The sequence below is a fragment of the Chryseobacterium sp. FH2 genome, assembly GCF_001045455.1.
GTDB lineage: Bacteria > Bacteroidota > Bacteroidia > Flavobacteriales > Weeksellaceae > Chryseobacterium.
The window spans coordinates 21,254-41,676 of sequence record NZ_LFNE01000003.1; the positions used below are offsets into that span (position 1 = coordinate 21,254).

Here is a 20,423-nt window from a genome sequence, read left to right on the forward strand (position 1 = left end):
CGTAGTTTTTATATAATAATTCCAGAGCTGTGATTGGCTGTACTTCCCGTAGCAGAAGCGAGTACATTAATTTCATTATTAAACCTTAAAACACCCATGAATGCAAATATCAGAGCTTCTTTATAATCAATAATTTCTTTTTGGGGAATAATAATTTGGGCACTTGTTTTTGCCTTAATTTTTTCAACTAAAAATATATTGTAAGTTCCACCACCTGTGAAAAGGACATTGTCCAGTTTATTTTCATTGATGATATTGGCAATTTGCAGGCTTACATGTTCCGTAAAAGTGGCTAATGCATCGATGGTCTCAATGTTTTCAAACAGTGGAAAAACATTCTCATTACACCATTCAATTCCTAAAGATTTTGGATGAGGCAGTTTGTAAAAGTCTAATGAATTTAATTTTAATAATAAATCTTCGTTGATTTTTCCTGTTCTCGACAAATCACCGTTTTCATCAAAACTTTTATTAAACTTCTGAACCAGTCTGTTGAAAACAATATTGACAGGAGCAATATCGAAAGCTATCCTTTTATTATCAATTTTTAAAGAAATATTGGAAAATCCACCAAGATTAAGGCATGCATCATATTGTGAAAAAAGAAATTCATCTCCGATAGGAACCAACGGAGCACCATTTCCACCCATCAAAACATCCTGACTTCTGAAATCGTAAATAACGGGCAAGTTGGTTTTCAGCTTAATGGCTCTTCCATCGCCAATTTGTAAGGTAAATTTTTTCTGTGGCTGGTGAAAAACAGTGTGTCCGTGTGAAGCTATCAAATCAATACTTTCCAGGCGATTTTTTTGAATGAAACGATTTGTCAGCTCACCCAGATAAAACCCATATTCAGAATTTAATTCTAATAATTCTTCCACAGATAAATGGATGGAATTTCTAAGCTTATCTTCCCAGTTTTTGGGATAAGGAATAGTTTCAGCTTTAAGAATCTGAAAACTCCAGGAATTTTTTTTTTCAAATTTTGCAAAGCAGATATCCAGGCCATCTAAACTCGTTCCGGACATCAAACCAATAGCCTGCAAAATCATAATATATTATTTTTTAGATTCTGAGATTTTCGCGGTGCTGAAATCTCCGGTATTTTTGTAGAAAGTGTATTCTGAGAAGTCGTCTTTGGCGGTCATACCTTTTGCTCCGACTAGAGTAGAGCCGTCTTCCATTGTTACAAACACGGTGTCGTGTGTGTAAATCCTCTGTTTTTTCTGATCCCAGTACACAGACTGCATCGCAAACTTTTGACCTTCATTGGTTGTGATTCTTACGTTGCCTTTTGCTTCATAGAATTTTTTAGTTTCAAAAAAGCGGGCATACTTTGCTGTAATTCTTCCTGGAACTTTAGGTTTTTTCTTATCAAAAAACTGGATGTTGATTCCCCTTTTTGCTACCACATACGGCGTATCAATAAGCTCATACTTTTCAATAATGGGAGCAGTTGCCCGCATGGTTACAAACCCGGAATCTCTCTGGATAATATTAGCGTTATTAATGATCTGTGAAGGGAAATTTTTACTTTGAGTACCGTTTGCTTTCGTTAAATCTTCTTCACAGGATGTCAATATAAAAAATATAGCACAACTAAAAAGGCATGCTATATTTTTATATGATATGTTTTGAAAAAACTTCATTCTTAGTTGTATAGAGTTTTTCTGAACCATTTATCAGCAAAATTGAAACCAACTCTCAGGTTAATAAAGTTCTGATTGATTAAGTCATTTTTAAGAGTACCTCTTTTCCCAACCTCTAAACCCAGCTCCAGACCACTCATTCTTGTTATGCTGCTGTTTTTGAAAGGAAGCATAACACCTGCCGAAATACCAAATTTATCAATGTTGTTGCCAACTATATTTTTTAGATTTCCTTTTTCATAGAATGCTCCATATCTATAAACAATTCTTGAGAAATAACTTCTGAAATTGTTATAGTTTGGCAGATACCACCCCCCCGCAGAAATTCTGTAAGAATCTTCGAAATCTAACGTAGTTCCGAAATAGCTAATTGTTTCTCCTTTTTTATAATCAATCTGTCCGGATAAAAACCATTTGTTTTCTTCCCCGTATCCTACACCCAATGATGCCTGTAACGGAAGAAGGTTTTTAGAACTTGTACTTTTCTGTTCTATAAAGCTTTGCCCGGCTTTTACATCACCGGCTGTGTAATAATACGTACTGTTTGTATAATCAGTCGTCATATTACCATTTGTATTCCCAAAAGTTGTGGTAGCACCAATCGTCAATTTACGATCTGTACTTGTGTTCAGCTTCTGATAACTCGCACCAAGTGTAAAATTGAAATTTTTAATCTTGTTTTTAGTTTCATAACCATTAATTAGCTCAGCATTGGAATATGCTATTTCATTAGTATCATAAAGAGTACCAAAATACAGGTTAGCTCTCAAACCTGCAGAAAATTCAGGAGTGATTTTATAAGCAAGTGCCATCTGAGCGGTATTCAAAGTACCACTTCCTTTGAAACGGTTGGCTACGGTGATATCATTTCCGGCATCGTCTTTTCTTATTTCTGAATTAAGAATGTCATAGCTTTTTGAGCTGTACGGCTGATAAGAAAGTCCCATTTTTATCTTTGAGGAGATAGGGAAAGCCAATGATATGTTTGAAAGATACGTAGAATGCTTTGTAGACTTTGTATTGTTAAAGTTGGTCTTAAAATAGTTGTTTTCGTTGGTAGCTTCCAATTTTATACTTGTAAGCTCGAAATTAGCATTATTCGCAGGGTTTGCAAAATTGAAACTACCGGTAAAATCACTAATATAGGCTGTTGATATACCGCCCATTGAGGCAGTTTCAATCGTATTATCATATTTTACATCTCCTATTCCATAAGTTGCATATGGTGAGTTGCTTAAACTCTGCGCATTAAGGAAATATCCAACCGATATGAATGATAGTACAAAGATTTTTTTCATTCTTTATTTTTAAAATAATGCGCAAATATCTTAAATATTAATGAATTGTAAAAATTATATGTGGTTAAAGTTTGTTAAGGCCTTGTCTTTAGGCAGAAAACACAATTTTTTCAAAATAAAAATATAGATTTTATAAAATTAAAAAGGCACTCAGGTACAGAAGCAGCTTGTATATAGTTTTAATTTTATTCTAAATTGATTATTGGCATTTCCTTCTATCAGTAGTCAATAGCTTTTAAGAATATTAAATTTAAATTAAAGTATAATTTAAAAAAATGAGCGAAGATTTTTTATCTTTGGAACATGAATTGGGAGAACATTGCCGGACAAGGAAATCTGAAAAAACTTCTTAGAGACAGTATCGCCGAAAACAGAGTAAGCCACGCCCAGCTTTTCGTAGGAAGGGAAGGGTACGGAACATTGCCAATGGTTTTGGCGTATGCTAAAGAGGTTTTGAGCCGGGAAAATGAGCATGCAGCTTCAAAAGTAGAACATTTAAACCATCTTGATTTACACTTCAGTTTTCCGGTTTTCACTGACAATAAGAATTCTTTAAGTAAAAATAAATTTGAGGAGTTCAGGGAAATGATCATTAGCTCTCCTTATTCAAGCTATGATGACTGGACAGCTTTTTTAGAGTCTGAAAACAAACAGCTTTTTATTTCTGCTGATGAAATAGATGATCAAAATCAAAAATTCTCACTTAAAAGTTTCGAAGGAGGAACAAAGATCCTTATCGTTTGGAGAGCAGATAAAATGAACGTTGCCGCTTCAAATAAATTCCTGAAATTTTTGGAAGAACCGCCCGCAAAGACAATCATTCTTCTGACTGCCGAAAGTACAAATGATATTCTTCCCACAATTCTTTCGAGAACTCAAATTGTAGAAGTTCCGAGAATTACTGACGAGGATTTGGGAGCTTATTTAAAAAAGCAATTCAATATTTCTGATGAAAAGGTAAAAGAAATTATTCATGAAGCCCAGGGAGATTTGAATGATGCAATGAAACTATTACAGTCAGGAACAAAGAATGAAGAGTTTGAAAAATTGTTTGTTCAATGGGTCCGCGATGCTTTTATGGTAAAAAAGAAACCTGAATTTCTAAAAAGTATCATTTTCTGGGCAAGAGAAATTGCCGGCTGGAACAGAGAAAAACAAAAGAATTTTTTAAATTATTGCTCGGAAATTTTCAGATTGGCTTTACTTCAGAATTACCAGTCGGAAAGTTTAGTGTATAAAAAAATTGATGCCAATGGTTTTAACTGGGCAGGTTTTTCAAAATTCATTAGCGGAGCTAATATTGAAAGTATTTTAGAAGAAATCAGTACCGCCGATTTACACCTTACCCGAAACGGGAATCCCAAAATTGTATGGACTGATTTAGGTATAAAGCTATCAAGATATATTCATAAGAGTTCATAAAAACTCCGGCAATACTGCCGGAGTTTTTATATCATAAATATGTTATCCTAAATTTTTATGTTTCAAAACTTTTCCTATTCTGGTATTTTGATTTTTGTCAATTATTTTTTTTAATATGGCAATCCATATGGTAGAAAGCAAAAGAGATAAACAGGTTATTCCCAGGCCTGCCTTATAAAGACTATATTCAATAATTTCAGTTTTATATGCAACAGATAAGGCAAGAATCCCAAACTCCCCTGTTTGAGATAACAAGGCTCCTCCGTACCAGCTGTCTCTCCAATTGTATTTTAATAATCGGAAAACAATTGCTGACATGAAGCTGTTGCTTATCAGTACAAAAAATGTTCCCAGTAAAATGATTCGGAAATTCGAATAGAGATAATAAAGATCAAGACGCAAACCTATTGAAACAAAAAACAGGGTAACAAAGAAAACTTTAAAAGGTATCAAAGAGTGTTCAAGCCAATGGAATATTTTTACTTTACCTACCATCACCCCGGCAATGAAACTTCCGAGCGCACCGCTTAACCCTGCTGTTTCAGCAAGCAATCCGAATCCGAGACAGATAAACAGTCCAAAAAATACCTGCAAATCATGATCATTTTCAATTGCCCTGAACAGTTTCGGCAGTTTAATTTCCCGTGTAGTTCTTATCCTTTTGACAACAAAGAAAATGGCAATACACACCATAATAGGAAATATAATCTGTATAAAATTGAAATCTTCCTTATTCCATGCTTTTAGCAGGGTTAAAACAGGGGCAAGAAGCAGATCCTGAAATATCAGCATATTTAAAATTGTGATGCCGAAAGCTGTTTTTAAAGCATTATGCTTTTTTAAAAATTCGCTGACCACTGCTGTACTGTTAAACACAAAAAGTACAGCGATCAGGATAATGCTGTTTAAGGAAAGCCCTATTATCTTACCTACTAAAAAAGCAAATATAATACTCAAAAGAGTTTTTATACTCTGAGCTACCACAGGTGTTATCAGTAAACTCCGTTTATCAGGAACGTTGATTTCCATCCCGAGAAAAAACATTAAAAGTAAAATTCCTATTTCACCTATGACTTCTATTTCTTCCGGGTTGGTAAAAATTCCTAAAATATGGGGTCCCAGAACTATTCCTACTATTATATAAGCAATCAGATAAGGCTGGTTCAGTTTCTTCAGCAGGAACATTATCCCTAATGTGGTAAGACATAATACGCATATTGACCAAAGTAAGCCATTCATAGTTTATTATGTTTAAAAAATTGATGAATTGATTAGGTGAAGATGATAGAAAATTGGTTTTCCGGGTAAGGAAAACCAATTTTATGAAGAAAAATAATGATTATTTGATCTCGATGAGTCGAGGGGCTTGTTTTTTAGCCTCCTCCGTTTTCGGGATCGTCAGCTTTAAAACTCCGTTTTCATATTTAGCCTGGATGTTATCCTCGTCAACAACATTTTTAGGCAGCTCAAAGCTGCGTTGAAAAGACTGATAGCTAAATTCCTTACGGGTATAATTGTCATCTTTCTCTTCCTTCTGATTTTTTTTCGAAGAAGAGATGGTAAGGAGATTACCTTCCAGGGTAATTTGGAAGTCTTGTTTCTCCATACCCGGTGCTGCAACTTCTACTTCGTAATTTCCCGGGCTCTCCTTGATGTTTACCGAAGGAAGAGTGGTGAGAGTAGAAGAAAAATTATTATTGCCCCAATTAAAAAGTTCGCGGCTAAAAAAGTCATCGAACAGCGTACGTGGATTTGCAGGGAGCAAACTGCCATTGTTTCTTTTTACGATTGACATAATAAAACCATTTTTTAAGGTTAAACAATAAATTTAATGAACACATTTGAGAGCGCACAAACAGCATACCAAATACCTGAAGAGGAAAAAATGTCAGAACAAGCTGAAAAAATGTCATAAAAAGAGGCAAATTTTGCCTGTAAAAATAACCTGTATTTATATCTAATGTTTAGCAAACTGGATATTAGTTTTACTGATTCATTATTTTTGTATTCTAACCATTGCTTTCTGAGCGAAATGTAATTGAAAATCTGAAATTATCTTTAATGATTTTTTTTTGGGTTTTAATGAACATTAAATCAGTAACTTAAGTAGGTTGCGTTGCTCAATATACAAAAATAAATTAAAAAAATCAATCAATCGTTTGATTTGTTGTAAAACTTGCGTAAATTTGCCCCCTGAAAATAGAAAATAGATGGTATCAAAAGAAGAAAATATATTATATGCTGCCGAAAAGCTATTTGCTGAGCTGGGTTTTGAAGGAACTTCTACCAGGGAAATTGCAAAAGCAGCGAATGTAAATATTTCTATGATTTCCTACTATTTCGGTTCAAAAGAAAAGCTCTATGAGAAATTAGTTGAATACAGGATGAATGAAGGGCAATTCTTTTCAAAAGATATTTTAGAAAGAACCGATATCAATGAATGGGGAAAAATAGAAAAGATTGTTGATCAGTTTTCAGGAAGGGTGAGGCATCATAAATGTTTCTACAGAATTATGCAGAGAGAACAGCTTCATACGAAAAATCCTCAAATGATAGAGTTTTTGAAGCAAACGAAAATGGGCTTTATCAATATGTATTCTAAAGTCCTGGAAAGTGGACTGAAAAAAGGAATTTTTACGAAAAATCCCCCAATTTATCTTCTTCATGCGACGGTAAGCGGCACCTTATTTTATGCATCAAATGCAAAAGAAATGTATAAAGAATTCCTGAATAATACCGAAGAAGATGAAATTTTTGATGAAAAATATTACACAGAACTTAATAAACATATTAAATATTTACTAAAAGACCTTTTAGGTTATGAAGAAAATAAATAACTCAGTCCTTGCACTGGCCCTATTTATAGGGGTTGCAAACATAAATGCTCAGGAGAAAAAAATGCTTACTCTTGATGAAGCTGTGCAGTTGGGTATCCAAAACAGCAAAAATCTGAAGATTGATGCAGCGAAAATAGAAGAAGCTACAGCGGATCTTCTGGAGGCGAAGAACAGACAACTTCCGGAACTTAAAGTTTCAGGAAGCTATATGTATCTTCCCATAAAACCGACTATTGATATCAAACTTCCGGGTGTTTCAGGCGCAGGAGGTCCGGAGGTGCATCAGGTTGTGTACGGATCTGCCAATCTCAGCGTTCCGATTTACAGTGGAGGAAGAATAAAATACGGTATTCAGTCTGCAAAATATTTGGTGGAAGCATCAAAATTAAGCACTGAAAATGACAAAATAGCAATTGCTTATAATGTTGCTCAGGCTTATAATAATTTGTTTAAGGCAAATCAATCGATTAAAGTTTTAGAGGAAAACCTTACTGCTTCTCAAAAGAGAGATGAAACTTTCCTTAAAATGGAAAATAACGGCATAATAGCAAGAAACGATAGATTAAAAGCAAATCTTCAGACTTCAAATATCGAATTGCAATTATTGGAAGCAAAAAACAATTACAATATTGCAAACATCAATATGGATTTGTTATTGGGTATTCCTGAAACTACTGAAATTGAAGTTGACCAAAACTATATTGATGAAGGAAGTGATGTGAGACCTGTTGATTTTTATGTAAATGAAGCTAAAGAAAATCGTAAAGATTTACAGGCTTTAAGTAAGCAAAGAGAAGCTGCTGCATTGGGAACAAAAGCTGCAAAAGCAGAAAATCTTCCTTCAATTGCATTTACAGGAGGTTATGTAGCAGCAGATATTCCTAAATTTCTTACGGTGTACAATGCTGTGAATGTAGGATTGGGAGTGTCTTACAATTTATCAAACCTTTGGAAAGAAAATTCATCTTTGCGACAGTCTCAGGCTAGAGAAAAGCAATTGGCTGCGAATAATGAATTATTAAACGACAACATTAAGCTTGATGTAAACAGAGAATATCAAAATACAGATTACTCCAAAAAGAGAATCGCAGTTTTCGAAAAATCTGCCGAGCAAGCTAATGAAAACTACAGAATCACAAAAAATAAATATGATAACGGCCTTGCAACAATGACAGAATTGTTGGATGCAGATGCAGCTCAGATTTCGGCAAATGTCGGGGTAATTAATGCTAAAGCAGATGCAGCATTGGCTTACAGAAAACTATTACAAACTACAGGAACTCTAACAATTAAATAAAAATTAAGAACGATACCAAAAATGGAAAATAATAATACACAGGCAACTGAACCTAAAAAGAAGAAAAGTTTAGTTTTCCCAATAATCCTGGCGGTTGTTTTAATCGGTGGAGGGATCTACGGCTACAGAACTTATACTTACGGCCAGTCTCACGAAGAAACTGATGATGCTCAAATTGCTTCAAACATGTCTCCGGTAATATCTAAAATTTCTGGATACGTAACCGAAGTAAAAGTAAAAGATAACCAATTCGTAAAAAAAGGTGATACACTGGTTATTTTAGATAATAAAGATCAGACAATGGCTCTTCAGCAGGCTCAGGCGGCGTTGTCTACAGCAAAAAGCAATATTTCAAATGCAGAAGCTACCACTACTGCCACTTCAAAGAATATTGGTTCTTCCCAGGCTGCGGTAACTACTGCAAACGCACAAATAGAAGCTGCAAAGGTTAACGTTTGGAAAACTTCTCAGGACCTGAAAAGATATGCAAATCTTGTGAAAGACCATTCAATTACTGAGCAACAATACGAGCAGGCTTTAGCTGCAAAGCAAACTGCGGATAAACAGCTGCAGGTTTTAATTGATCAGAGAAACCAAATAGCTCAGCAAACCAATATCGCATCTTCTCAAACGGCTGCAAGCTCTCAACAAATCAGCGTTGCAGGTTCTGTGGCTAAACAAAGAGAAGTAGATGTTGAAAATGCAAAATTAAACTTGTCATATACTGTAATCGTGGCTCCTGAAGACGGATATGTTGGAAAAGTCCCAATTCAGGCAGGACAATATCTGCAGGCTGGCGCACAGTTATTTGCTTTGGTTAAAAATGATCAAAAATGGGTTGTGGCAAACTTCAAAGAAACTCAGGTTGACAGAATGGTGGAAGGACAAAAAGTAAAAATCGAGATTGATGCTTTTCCTGATCAGGAATTTGAAGGAGTTGTAAGCTCATTCTCCCCTGCAACAGGTGCTACTTTCTCAATACTTCCTCCGGATAATGCGAGTGGTAACTTTGTAAAAGTGGTTCAGAGACTGCCCGTAAAAATAGATTTTGTGAATCTTGATAAAAATATCGCAAAAAGATTAAGAACAGGAATGAACGTGAAAGCAGAAGTTTCTTTGAAATAATATAAAAAAAATAAGTGAATTGTCAATTTTGCAGAGGCAGGTCGAATTGTGAATGTAAAATGAAGGTGTAAAATTGATAATGAAGCAGGTGCCGTTTTGCAGATGAAAGTCAATGGTGAAAGTAATATGAAGTGGCAAATTGACAATAAAGTTGATATCGGTTTGTAAATGAAAATCAATAATGAGTTGGAAGATGAAGTAGTAAAAAAGACAACTTAGTTGATTGATAGTTGGCAATTCACTTTTAAAAAATAATTAAAATATTAAGGAATTAAGAGATTTGGAAGTTACTGTATTAATAAAATTTTTAATCATTTCATTTATTAATACAGGATGGAATTTAATTATAATTGAGAGCAAAGTTAGTTCGTAAAAACTTGTTCTGATTTCTAAAATTTCTGAATCTCATAATCTCTTAATTTTTTAATACCAATAAAAAACTATGCAAGATTCATTAGTAGAATATGGAGCCCGAAGAGTAATCATTACGATTACGGCAATTCTTTGTGCTCTGCTTGAGATTGTAGATTCCACGATTGTAAATGTTGCCCTGAATGAGATGAAGGGAAATCTTGGAGCTACTCTTTCTGAAGTCGGCTGGGTGATCACAGCATACGCCATTGGTAACGTAATCGTTGTACCGATGACGAGCTGGCTTTCTCAACAGTTTGGACGAAGAAATTATTTCGCTGCTTCCATCATTATATTTACCATATTTTCATTCTTATGCGGAAACGCAACGAATATTTGGGAACTGGTATTTTTCAGGTTGATGCAGGGAATCGGTGGGGGAGCCTTATTGGTAACTTCACAGACGATTATTACGGAATCTTATCCGATTGAAAAAAGAAGTATGGCTCAGGCGATTTATGGTCTTGGGGTAATTATTGGCCCTACATTAGGCCCGCCATTGGGAGGATATATTGTAGATAACTTTAGCTGGCCTTATATTTTTTATATTAATATTCCTATCGGTATTGCAGCGACCTTGATGACACTTCAGTTTGTAAAAAGTCCGAGATATGCAGAAAAACGAAAAGCTTCGGATGTAGACTGGCTGGGTATTGGATTATTGGCAGTGACAGTCGGTTCATTGCAATATATTTTGGAAAGAGGCCATGAAGAAGACTGGTTTGCAAGCGGATGGATTGTAATATTTACCATTTCTGCAGTCTTAGGATTTATATTGTTCCTTTGGAGGGAGCTTACTTTCAAATATCCGATTGTGGAACTCCGTGTATTGAAGAACGGAAATTTAAGAATCGGAACGATAATGTCCTTTGTACTAGGTTTCGGATTGTATGGCTCTACATTTATTGTTCCCCTCTATACTCAGAGTATTTTAGGTTGGACAGCCCTTCAATCAGGTGCTTTGATGATTCCTGCGGCATTGACAACAGCTTTCATGATGCCTATTATCGGTAGATTATTATCAAAAGGCGCAAAACAGCAGATCCTTGTTTCTTTGGGATTATTGATCTTCTTTATTTACAGTTTCTGGGGTTACAAAATTCTGACTCCGGATACAAGTAAAGATGCCTTTTTCTGGATGTTGATTGTGAGAGGAGCGGGTCTGGGACTGTTATTTATCCCGATTACATCATTGTCATTAAGCACATTGAAAGGTCAGGAAATTGGTCAGGGGGCGGCATTTACAGGAATGATGAGACAGCTTGGAGGTTCTTTCGGGATTGCGGCAATTACTACGTTTATTGCGAATGCCAGCCAGAAATATAGGGTGAGTTTAATTTCTCATTTGGATGAAACTGATTTTGCGGTTCAACAAAGACTGAATGCATTAAAAGCAAGCTTCATGTCAAAAGGAATGACTCCTGATGCGGCGATGAATGCAGCCTACAAAATGCTTGATTTATCAGTAACAAAACAGGCAACAGTACTTTCTTACATGGATGTTTTCCTTTATTTAGGGGTGATATTCCTGATATGTATTCCGTTTATCTTATTTATTAAAGAACGAAAAAGCAAAGAAAAAATAGATTTGAGTGGTGTACACTAAATTTTATCAAAATAACAGGAAAACCTCTGCGATTGTGGAGGTTTTCTTGTTTTTGAAGCTTATTTTTATTGGAATTTTAATAAATGAATTTGCATATTCCTGGCACTACGATTCTGAAAAGAGGAATCTATATTAATGAAAAAAATATAACAGGCTCAGCATGACATTGCTAATATTAACGCTAAATTTTGCATAAAGTTATTCACAGTAATGCTGGGCGTAGCCAAAGCACCTTAACTCTTAATTAAACTCTTAATGGTTCAAAAATTATTTAATTCTAGCCATCCGTTCAATCAGAACCTCACGGAATTATTAAAATAAAAAACTCTCCTGACAAACATTTGTCACAACACTGTCATATCTTTATATTATTAAAATATAAAAACAATGAGTCAGAATAATTTCGATGAAATTATAAAACGTTCTCTTGAAATCAGGGAGAAATATCATCAATTGGAAACTCAACAAAATGGAGGTGAGTGGACTCCGGAGCAGGATGCTCTGGCTTATCTTACAGATGCGGGATTGGTGGGCAGAAATGTAATGTCATATCAGAAAACATGGTCAAAAAATAATTCAGCAGAAGAATTGGAACATAAGTTAGCCGAGAATATTTGGTGGTTGATTATCTTAGCAGACCGAACCGGGATTGATGTTAGAATGGCTTTGGAAAAATTTTTAACTAAAACAGAGAAAATACTTAAATGAGTTATTGTTTAGCCATTAATGGAATGCAGCCTGAAAGCAGAAGAGAACTTCATAAAAACTATCATGATAATCATTATGGTTTCCCTATTCATGATGATAATGAACTGTTCGGAAGACTGATTATGGAAATTAATCAGGCAGGGCTGAGTTGGGAAACGATTTTGAAAAAGGAAGAGAGCTTTAGAAATGCATACAGCAATTTTAATATTCAAAAAGTTGCAGCCTACACAGAAGAGGACAGAGAAAGGCTGTTGAACGATCCGGGTATTATTAGAAATAAATTAAAGGTCAATGCAGCGATTGAAAACGCAAAAACAATTATTGAATTGCAAAAAGAATTTGGCTCGTTTGAAAAATGGCTGGAGCATTATCATCCGAAAACATTACAGGAATGGATGAAGATTTTTAAGAAAACATTCAAATTTACCGGTGGTGAAATTGTAAATGAATTTTTAATGAGCATCGGATTCTTGAAAGGCTGCCATGATGAAAGCTGTCCTGTTTATGATGAGGTTTTGAAACAAAATCCGAAGTGGAATGATAAATAGTTTAGATTAAGCAGAAAATCCTTTCGTCTGAAAGGATTTTTTATAGATTAAATTTTGAATTATTTTAAACTTCTTACCGTTGCATCATGTTTTTCGCCTTTTGGAACGATAAAAATAGCATCATCACTGATAGTATTCCCTATATCAAAATAATAACTTCCTGTCACAGGAATAATGCTGTTGGTGAATTTTCCAGATTTGTCGTACGCAGAGTAAGTTACATTGATAATTTGAGCTTTCATTTTCAACTGGATCTTTTTTGAGAGCAATTTCGCACCCGTTGCATTAATGCAGTTAAGTTCTACGATTCCGATATTGGTGACAATCTGCGAAAAAGACATCAATCTGATATTATAAGATTTATCAGATGTATTTTTCACGGAAGCCTAAACTTTGTAGCTGGTCATACGGTTTTCCGCCAGCTTCAATACTTTCTTTGTTTAAAATGCTAAAAAGGTTACGTTCATTCCGTTGAGGTCTATTGACTATCCGTCAGTGATTTTTTGAGCATTGATAAAAGTTCCGAAACCAATTACAAAAAATAATAGCAGAAAAGATAGGGATTTTTCATATAGTATTTGTTTGGGGTGTGATTAAAATTACTAAAAATATTTTTTGTTAAATTTTTCTAAATCTATAGCTTCCTCTTTAAAATATTCTTTAAACTTGTCAGAAAGCTTTTCATCTTTAAATTTGACAATTGTGTAGCTGCTATCGAAAGCCACAATCTCGACAAAAGCTTTTGGAATTAAAAATTTATCTTTCCAAACTTTTTCATCTTCAACAGACAAAGTTGAAATTGATTTTAAATTCAAATCAGTATTTTTTGGAATTGCAGAAATAATCCCCCAAATTATTTGAATATCAGACTTATAAAGTATTTCAAATTGTTTATTATTTAAAGTAAAAATATCGTGATCATAATTAATAGGAATTTTGTTATCATTTGAAAGGAAATCCAAATCAGTTAATATCCAATTATAGTCAGTCAGATCTTTCCAAATAGATTGTATAATTTCCTTTAAGTTAGTATGGAATTTTATTGTTTTTGTACTTCTAATTACCCAATTCATTTTTTAAAATTACTCAAAATTTCTTATCCCACCGTCGGTGTATCCTCTTCCTTCAAAATCTTTTTCTCTTTCATGGAAAGCATCATTCTTTCACATTTGTATTTTTCCCAGTCGAAGTTGTTAAGAAAATCAAGAGCTGCCTGAAAACCTCTGTTGAAAAGTTCTTCTTTTTCTTCTCTTTTCATGAAAAAATTCAGCCAGCTGCTTGTTCCACAATTAACAGTCTGAATGCTGAACTGGTGATAAAAAGTATGTTTGGTAAGAAAAGATTTATCGTTAAAACCTTTTAGGGTACTAATGATATTTCCGGCGTAAGAAAAAGGGGTTTTCATAATCTGCTCGCTGGTTTTCCCCTTTTCGGAAGCAATGTCGGAATCGCTGGTCAGTTGTACGCCAAACAAAGGCATTCTTGGGTAAAAAACATCACTGGAATGAAACAAATCAATAGGGAAATTTGAAATGCTTCCCCCATCTATGAAAATCCCGGCAGGATAGATTTCTTCAGGTTTGATATTCATCCAGAATTTCCATGCGTATTTTACGGAATCATCCGTTGCAATAACGGGTTTTTGAAAAGGCTCAAAGAAAAAAGGAACAGACATAGAAGCCCGCACAAACTCTGCCGGACTTATTTTCTTTAATTCTTCTTCCGACCAGTATAAATTGGCCATTGTCGGAAGCTCGACTTTTATTTTAGCATTAATATCGGTGGTGATGACAATGTATTCTGATTTTAGCTGATAGAAAGGGTTGTTTTTATAATAATCATTGTTTACGGCACTTTCATAGAATATTTTATAGCGGGTCTGGTCGATGTGTTCTGCGTTATTCACCTTAATTTCCTCAATATTGTTTAAAGCAATAGTATAATATTCCATTCCGTTTCCGTAGCGGTAATTGAGATTGAGCTGATGCTCTTTCTGAATGAATTTTTCATTCAGCTCGGCAACGGTTTTTATTCCAAAACTTTTCAGAACATCTGTCATTTGAGTTAGGAAAACGTTTCCGGGATTCAATCCGCTATTTTGTTTTCTAAAATCATTGTAAAATTTGTTAAAACAAATCAAAGCGATAATAATAGGAATTAACGGAACCAGAAAAAGAAGTTTTGCCCGTAAGGTGGTATCAGAAGGGGTTGCAAAAGGAACAATGAGAAGCATTACCATTAAAACAACAGCCAGGATAATGTTTATTTTAATGAAATTTTTATTGTTCAGGATTGCATGAATGGTTGTTCTTACATAAGGCTTTCCATCCATAAAATCGGCAAAATTCCAGTCGAAAAGTATGTCTTTGATGATTTCACTTTTTGTTTCTTCTTTGGTTTTACAGGCCGCGATAAGCATTGTGTTAATAGCTCCGGCACTCGTTCCTGCAACTTTTAAAAACCGTACCCCGAAAATTTCCAAACCATAAAGATAACCCACAAGCGCACTTCCCCAAACTCCGCCGCCCTCCTGCACAAATTCTACATACTGATTCCCGTTGACATCTAAAAGATCAGAAAACTCTTTTGTCGATATGTTTTCATGTAAAGCTTTGAGCTTTTCTTTAGACTCTCCGGAAAGTACATTTTCTTCGAGAATTTTGTGTAGGATTTCGGTTTTCATGGTTGAATTGGTGTTTGTGTATGGTTAAGTACTTCAGATAAGATGATTCACAATGGTACTGAAGTCCTGATTTAACATAATAAAATTACAGCATTTTGATCATTCGTTTTACTATTTAAAATTAATTATAAATCAACTTTGCATTTACAGGGTTTTTACTATACTTCGGCTAGTATAATTACCATTGTTTTCTTCTGGCGTAGATGAATGTGCAAAAAACAACCAAAGCCATCACTCCTAAAGTGATAAAATATCCATATTTGTGGTGAAGTTCAGGCATATTGTCAAAATTCATTCCGTAGACCCCTGCAATAAAAGTGATAGGTAAAAAATAGACCGAATAAATAGCCAAAACCTTCATCACCTGATTTGCTTTTTGATCGGAGAGAGCCAAAAACATTCCGATTAAGTTAGTAATTTGTATGTTTAGATGGTCAAAATCAGCAACAACATCCTTATGTTTATCCTTTAAATCAACTACTTCGGAATCCTGTAATCCAAGAAGTTTAAATTTATCAACTGCATCCGTAGAAATTGTCAAAACTCTTGAGTTTAAACCTGATTTTCTTTTTAATTTATACAATCTTCGGATTTGATTTGTGTGATTGGTATTTTTGAGAAAAATTTCGTTTTCAATATTATCCATCGTTTCCAAAAGGCTTACAGATTCATCATCAAAGCTTTTCATGATGAGCAGGGCTATTTGTAAAGCAATCTTTTGCGGGCTTATTTCTTTTTGGGACCCTGAAAGTATTTTCTTTGTTTCGGTAATACTCCGGGTTTTCATCCTGTGAATTGTAATAATAGTATTTCCTACAATGAAAATCCCAATTTTGGTGCTTATATCGCTGATGGTGTTGAGGTTTTTCCGTTCAAGCTCTGTACTTTCACGAAGTAAAAAGAATTTCACATCTCGATCTTCTTCATATTTGGGTAAGTGGTTGGGGTCTAAAGTATCTTCCAAAAGGAGATTATTGATTTCGTATCTTTCATGGAGAAATTTCACGTCTTCTGCTGTAGGTGCTTCTACATCTACCCATTCGCATTGGGAATTTCTGTAAATTGTATCGATTGGCATAATAGTAAAAATAGTAATATTTTGAAATACTATGTGTTAAATAAGTTTATCTTTGCCAAAATTAAAAAACTATATGATTAAAAGTACAATAAAAGGGATCGGATTTTATGTTCCAGATAACATTGTTACGAATGATGATCTAGCGAAATTAATGACCACTAATGATGAATGGATCACGGAAAGAACAGGCATCAGAGAAAGAAGACACAGGAAAAATAGAAATGATTCCCAGGAAACGACAGCCTATTTAGGTTTTAAAGCTTCTGAAAAAGCATTGCAAAAAGCGGGTATGACTGCTCAAGATATTGATTATATTGTCTTTGCAACACTTTCTCCGGATTATTATTTTCCGGGATGCGGAGTCTTGCTACAGGATATGCTGGGTTGTGATACTATTGGAGCTTTGGACGTGAGAAATCAATGTTCGGGCTTTATCTATGCTATGAGTGTTGCCAATGCTTTTATTAAATCAGGTATTTATAAAAATATCTTGGTTGTAGGCGCTGAAGTTCACTCTTTCGGATTAGATTTTTCTGATGAAGGAAGAGGGGTTTCTGTTATTTTTGGTGATGGGGCAGGGGCTATTGTACTTTCTGCTACAGAAGACGAAAATGCAGGAGATATATTGGCCGTAAATATGCATTCGGAGGGAAAATATGCAGATGAATTGTGTACCCAGTTCCCAGGGTCTAAATTCGGATGGAGTGACAGAATGAGAAAAGAACCTGAAAACGTTACGGATAAAGAAGTTTATCCTATCATGAACGGAAATTTTGTATTCAAACATGCGGTGACAAGATTTCCTGAAACGATGCATGAAGCTTTAGATAAAGCAGGAAAAACGATTGAAGATGTTGATATGTTTATTCCGCATCAGGCGAATTTGAGAATTGCTCAGTTTGTACAGCAAAAGTTTGGATTACCAGATGAGAAAGTTCATAATAATATTCAGAAATATGGTAATACAACAGCTGCTTCTATTCCAATCGCATTAAATGAAGCAATTGAATTGGGCAAAATTAAAAGGGGAGATTTAGTTCTTCTTTCAGCTTTCGGAAGTGGATTTACTTGGGGTAGCGTTTTGTTTGAATATTAAGACTAAATTATTATATGAGGTAAAGCGGACATTTTTGTTCGCTTTTTTATTAGACATACTAAAAATAAACATTTTAGATAGCTGTGAGATATCTATATCTTTTATATCTCAACAGAATTTTATTTTCTTTGCCCAACAATGTTTCTGATGATATAAATAATATAATATGGTCCAGATTAATAGACTATTACCTATTCTGCTTTTATGCATATTTTATTCTGTTTCAGCAAAGAAATTTGATAAACATGAAACGACCAGACAGCTTTGGTTTGTAAGTAATGAACTAATAAATTCCGGGAAGTTTGAAGAAGTGATATTACTGAATAATAAGCTTATTAACGAATGTAAAGAGAACGACTACAAAGCAGGATTAGTGATGGGGTATTACAATATTGGGAATGCCCTTTCAATGATGGGGGAATATAAAAGAAGTTTATTTTATCTTGACATTGCCATGCAGTATAACAGAAAAATCAATAATGAAGAATTGTCTGCAATTATTTATACTGTATATGGGAATAATTATTTAATGTTGGAAGTGTATTCGGCATCAGTGAAATATTTTCATAAAACCATACAATCAGCGTATAAAATTCCAAGAAAGGAAAGAAGAACATATTTGATTAATTATGCTTATAGTAATATAGGTGATATTTATGAGAAAACAGGAAACGAAGATTCTGCATATTATTACAAAAAAGCAGCTTATAAAGCAGTCCAGGACTCATATAATACAATACAGTTGGCTAATTTTTTTAATGATTATAAAAATAATGAAGATTCTGCAAGGTATTATTTAAATGAAGCTACTCACAAATGGGGGAGGAAGACAGATATTTATATGGCTTATACAGCTTTTGATGAGTCTATACTGTACCAAAGCTGGGGAAAATTCTATGAAAAAAAACAGGACTATATCAGGAGCATAGATTTTTATGAAAAGTCTTTAAAAAAAGCTATAGAATCAAATGAATCGGGTATCATTCTTGAAGCCTATCAGCACCTTGCCGAAATATCTCAAAAGAAAAAAGATTTCGCAAAAGCCACAGAATACCTTACAAAAGCTACAACAATCAAAGACAGTATCAACGCCCGGCAGAAGAAATCTCTGGATATTTCTATACAAAAATTTTTAGATAAAACTGAAGCTGAATATGGTAAAAACAAAATCCGCTTTTATTATGTATCAATAGCCTTTTCTTTATTGTTAATCATCTTAATTTATTGTATTTACAGATATTTCCAAGAGAAAAAAGATATAGAAAGACAGTTGGAAAGAGAGAAACTCGTTCTTGCAGAAAAAGAAGAAATTATAAAAAGTCAGGAAAAACAAACAAAAAAGCTTGAAAATAAAATTAAAGACGGTTTTGATGAGGTGGTTTTTCTGGCTAAAAAAAATAAGCCTGAGTTTATTGCCCGTTTTATAGAAATATATCCGGAGTTTTATCAGGCTTTACTAAAAGTATATCCGGATATTAATCCTGAAACATTAAAATTCTGCGCTTTATTGAAGCTGAATTTTTCTACTAAGGATATTGCGGAATATAACTTTATTACTCCCAGAGCAATTCAGCTACGGAAAAACAGGATCAGGAAAAAACTTAATATATCCTCGTCAGAAGATATTTATGCATGGATGAATAATTTAGAGCAAAATGTTTAATATTAAATATTTATTATTTTAGATATTTGTGAGATAGGTGTTTTTTTCAAAGTGTTGATAAATTTTATTTGCTTTGTTGAGAAATTTAATTCAGAGAATTTTTGAATTAAATTTTGAACAATCCATAAAGGTTTTTTATTTATTGTTAATCAAGGATAACTAAAAATATCAAAAAAATGAAAAAAATTATTTTATTATCAACCCTCTTTATTTTCTCGTTTACATTTTCACAAGTTGGGATTAATACTCCAACCCCGCAGAAAACCCTTCACGTGAATGGTGCATTACAGGTTACGAATGAGCTGAATCTGGGGGGGAATGCCTCTGCAGCAGGAAGTGCCGGAATTACAGGACAGATCATCCGTTCCAATGGACCCGGAGTTGCTCCAGGCTGGGTAAATCTGGAAGAGGTTTTTATTCCTAAAACGACAATTGTAGGTACCAAAAACAGTATCAGCCCGGCTTCAGGCACTTTTGGAGGAGGTACTACTAATACTGTAATTTTCAACAGTATTCCTAAGATTGATAATTCTAATCTTACTTATAATTCGACTACCGGTAGGATTACAATAGTAAAGGCCGGCTACTACCAGATTGTTGTTTATCTTACCTATGATTTGAATACAAATCCTAATGGTGAAACGTCAGGTACTGCAAGCTCTGCCTTAACCAATAATACAACGGGAGTTGCTGTAGCCAGAAATACAACCAATCATAGTGAGCGTACACCCTATGTATTTCATAATCTCGTTGGTACGGCTTATTGTTCGGTAGGAGATCAGATTTCAGTTACAGGGAGTCATACCAGACAATATAAATTAAGCAGTTCATCAATATCAGCAGTCTATGTTTCTGAATAATATGATTTTAACAAATCTAGGTTAATGTAATATAAATACAAGACTCCTAGCTATACGAAATAATCCCTCAATTTTTATAGCCTCCTTTCCATTGTTTTCCCTGCGCAAATGATGAGAAAAGATTGGAGGCTATTTTTAATTT

19 protein-coding genes are annotated in these 20,423 nt (G+C 34.2%); 10 read left to right on the forward strand and 9 right to left on the reverse strand.

The window, feature by feature from the left end; genetic code table 11:
• Window positions 1-8: 8 nt before the first annotated feature.
• The 3 genes from ACM39_RS05165 to ACM39_RS05175 are packed head-to-tail and all read right to left on the reverse strand — an operon-like array spanning window position 9 to window position 2,947.
• The gene (locus tag ACM39_RS05165; RefSeq protein WP_048509975.1) at window positions 9-1,052 is read right to left on the reverse strand and encodes an anhydro-N-acetylmuramic acid kinase; all 1,044 of its coding nucleotides are present in this window, start codon (window positions 1,050-1,052) and stop codon (window positions 9-11) included.
• A 6-nt stretch (window positions 1,053-1,058) separates the two neighbouring features.
• A complete protein-coding gene (lptC, locus tag ACM39_RS05170; RefSeq protein ID WP_048510338.1) occupies window positions 1,059-1,649 on the reverse strand; it encodes an LPS export ABC transporter periplasmic protein LptC in 591 nt (196 codons plus the stop codon).
• 2 nt (window positions 1,650-1,651) lie between these two features.
• A complete protein-coding gene (locus tag ACM39_RS05175) occupies window positions 1,652-2,947 on the reverse strand; it encodes a membrane protein (RefSeq protein WP_048509976.1) in 1,296 nt (431 codons plus the stop codon).
• Window positions 2,948-3,250: 303 nt separating this feature from the next.
• Between ACM39_RS05175 and ACM39_RS05180 the strand changes: the two genes are divergently transcribed.
• A complete protein-coding gene (locus tag ACM39_RS05180; protein ID WP_048509977.1) occupies window positions 3,251-4,369 on the forward strand; it encodes an ATP-binding protein in 1,119 nt (372 codons plus the stop codon).
• A gap of 42 nt (window positions 4,370-4,411) precedes the next feature.
• Here ACM39_RS05180 and ACM39_RS05185 read toward each other — a convergent pair whose 3' ends face one another.
• Together ACM39_RS05185 and ACM39_RS05190 are read right to left on the reverse strand one after the other, a co-directional pair.
• Window positions 4,412-5,608 (reverse strand): cation:proton antiporter, encoded by a 1,197-nt coding sequence (locus ACM39_RS05185; protein WP_082140530.1) that lies wholly within the window; start codon window positions 5,606-5,608, stop codon window positions 4,412-4,414.
• Between the two features lie 100 nt (window positions 5,609-5,708).
• Window positions 5,709-6,164 carry an Hsp20/alpha crystallin family protein gene (locus ACM39_RS05190; protein ID WP_048509978.1) on the reverse strand — a complete coding sequence of 152 codons (456 nt, stop codon included), beginning with the start codon at window positions 6,162-6,164 and terminating at the stop codon, window positions 5,709-5,711.
• 415 nt (window positions 6,165-6,579) lie between these two features.
• Between ACM39_RS05190 and ACM39_RS05195 the strand changes: the two genes are divergently transcribed.
• The 6 genes from ACM39_RS05195 to ACM39_RS05220 all read left to right on the forward strand — a co-directional run bounded on the left by ACM39_RS05195 (window position 6,580) and on the right by ACM39_RS05220 (window position 12,901).
• A complete protein-coding gene (locus ACM39_RS05195) occupies window positions 6,580-7,206 on the forward strand; it encodes a TetR/AcrR family transcriptional regulator (protein WP_048509979.1) in 627 nt (208 codons plus the stop codon).
• Window positions 7,190-8,503 carry a TolC family protein gene (locus ACM39_RS05200; protein ID WP_048509980.1) on the forward strand — a complete coding sequence of 438 codons (1,314 nt, stop codon included), beginning with the start codon at window positions 7,190-7,192 and terminating at the stop codon, window positions 8,501-8,503. The genes ACM39_RS05195 and ACM39_RS05200 overlap by 17 nt, the downstream gene beginning before the upstream one ends.
• Before the next feature lie 21 nt (window positions 8,504-8,524).
• Window positions 8,525-9,628 (forward strand): HlyD family secretion protein, encoded by a 1,104-nt coding sequence (locus ACM39_RS05205; RefSeq protein WP_048509981.1) that lies wholly within the window; start codon window positions 8,525-8,527, stop codon window positions 9,626-9,628.
• A 442-nt stretch (window positions 9,629-10,070) separates the two neighbouring features.
• Window positions 10,071-11,645: a DHA2 family efflux MFS transporter permease subunit gene (locus ACM39_RS05210; protein WP_048509982.1), complete on the forward strand. Its 1,575-nt coding sequence runs from the start codon at window positions 10,071-10,073 to the stop codon at window positions 11,643-11,645.
• Between the two features lie 387 nt (window positions 11,646-12,032).
• The gene (locus ACM39_RS05215) at window positions 12,033-12,353 is read left to right on the forward strand and encodes a MazG-like protein (protein WP_048509983.1); all 321 of its coding nucleotides are present in this window, start codon (window positions 12,033-12,035) and stop codon (window positions 12,351-12,353) included.
• A complete protein-coding gene (locus tag ACM39_RS05220) occupies window positions 12,350-12,901 on the forward strand; it encodes a DNA-3-methyladenine glycosylase I (RefSeq protein ID WP_048509984.1) in 552 nt (183 codons plus the stop codon). Before ACM39_RS05215 ends, ACM39_RS05220 begins: the two co-directional genes overlap by 4 nt.
• 59 nt (window positions 12,902-12,960) lie before the next feature.
• Here the strand turns inward: ACM39_RS05220 and ACM39_RS05225 are convergent, their stop codons facing one another.
• From ACM39_RS05225 to ACM39_RS05240, 4 genes are all read right to left on the reverse strand, one after another.
• The gene (locus tag ACM39_RS05225) at window positions 12,961-13,281 is read right to left on the reverse strand and encodes a hypothetical protein (protein WP_048509985.1); all 321 of its coding nucleotides are present in this window, start codon (window positions 13,279-13,281) and stop codon (window positions 12,961-12,963) included.
• A gap of 222 nt (window positions 13,282-13,503) precedes the next feature.
• Complete coding sequence (locus tag ACM39_RS05230; protein ID WP_048509986.1) at window positions 13,504-13,974, reverse strand: hypothetical protein; 471 nt, start codon at window positions 13,972-13,974, stop codon at window positions 13,504-13,506.
• A 23-nt stretch (window positions 13,975-13,997) separates the two neighbouring features.
• Window positions 13,998-15,584 (reverse strand): patatin-like phospholipase family protein, encoded by a 1,587-nt coding sequence (locus ACM39_RS05235; RefSeq protein ID WP_048509987.1) that lies wholly within the window; start codon window positions 15,582-15,584, stop codon window positions 13,998-14,000.
• Window positions 15,585-15,762: 178 nt separating this feature from the next.
• A complete protein-coding gene (locus ACM39_RS05240; RefSeq protein WP_048509988.1) occupies window positions 15,763-16,662 on the reverse strand; it encodes a CorA family divalent cation transporter in 900 nt (299 codons plus the stop codon).
• Between the two features lie 73 nt (window positions 16,663-16,735).
• Between ACM39_RS05240 and ACM39_RS05245 the strand changes: the two genes are divergently transcribed.
• The 3 genes from ACM39_RS05245 (at window position 16,736) to ACM39_RS05255 (ending at window position 20,281) form a co-directional block, all read left to right on the forward strand.
• Window positions 16,736-17,758 (forward strand): 3-oxoacyl-ACP synthase III family protein, encoded by a 1,023-nt coding sequence (locus tag ACM39_RS05245; protein ID WP_048509989.1) that lies wholly within the window; start codon window positions 16,736-16,738, stop codon window positions 17,756-17,758.
• Window positions 17,759-17,924: 166 nt separating this feature from the next.
• Window positions 17,925-19,421, forward strand: coding sequence for a tetratricopeptide repeat protein (locus ACM39_RS05250; RefSeq protein WP_048509990.1), 1,497 nt, complete (start codon window positions 17,925-17,927; stop codon window positions 19,419-19,421).
• Between the two features lie 176 nt (window positions 19,422-19,597).
• The gene (locus ACM39_RS05255) at window positions 19,598-20,281 is read left to right on the forward strand and encodes a hypothetical protein (RefSeq protein ID WP_048509991.1); all 684 of its coding nucleotides are present in this window, start codon (window positions 19,598-19,600) and stop codon (window positions 20,279-20,281) included.
• Window positions 20,282-20,423 lie beyond the last annotated feature (142 nt).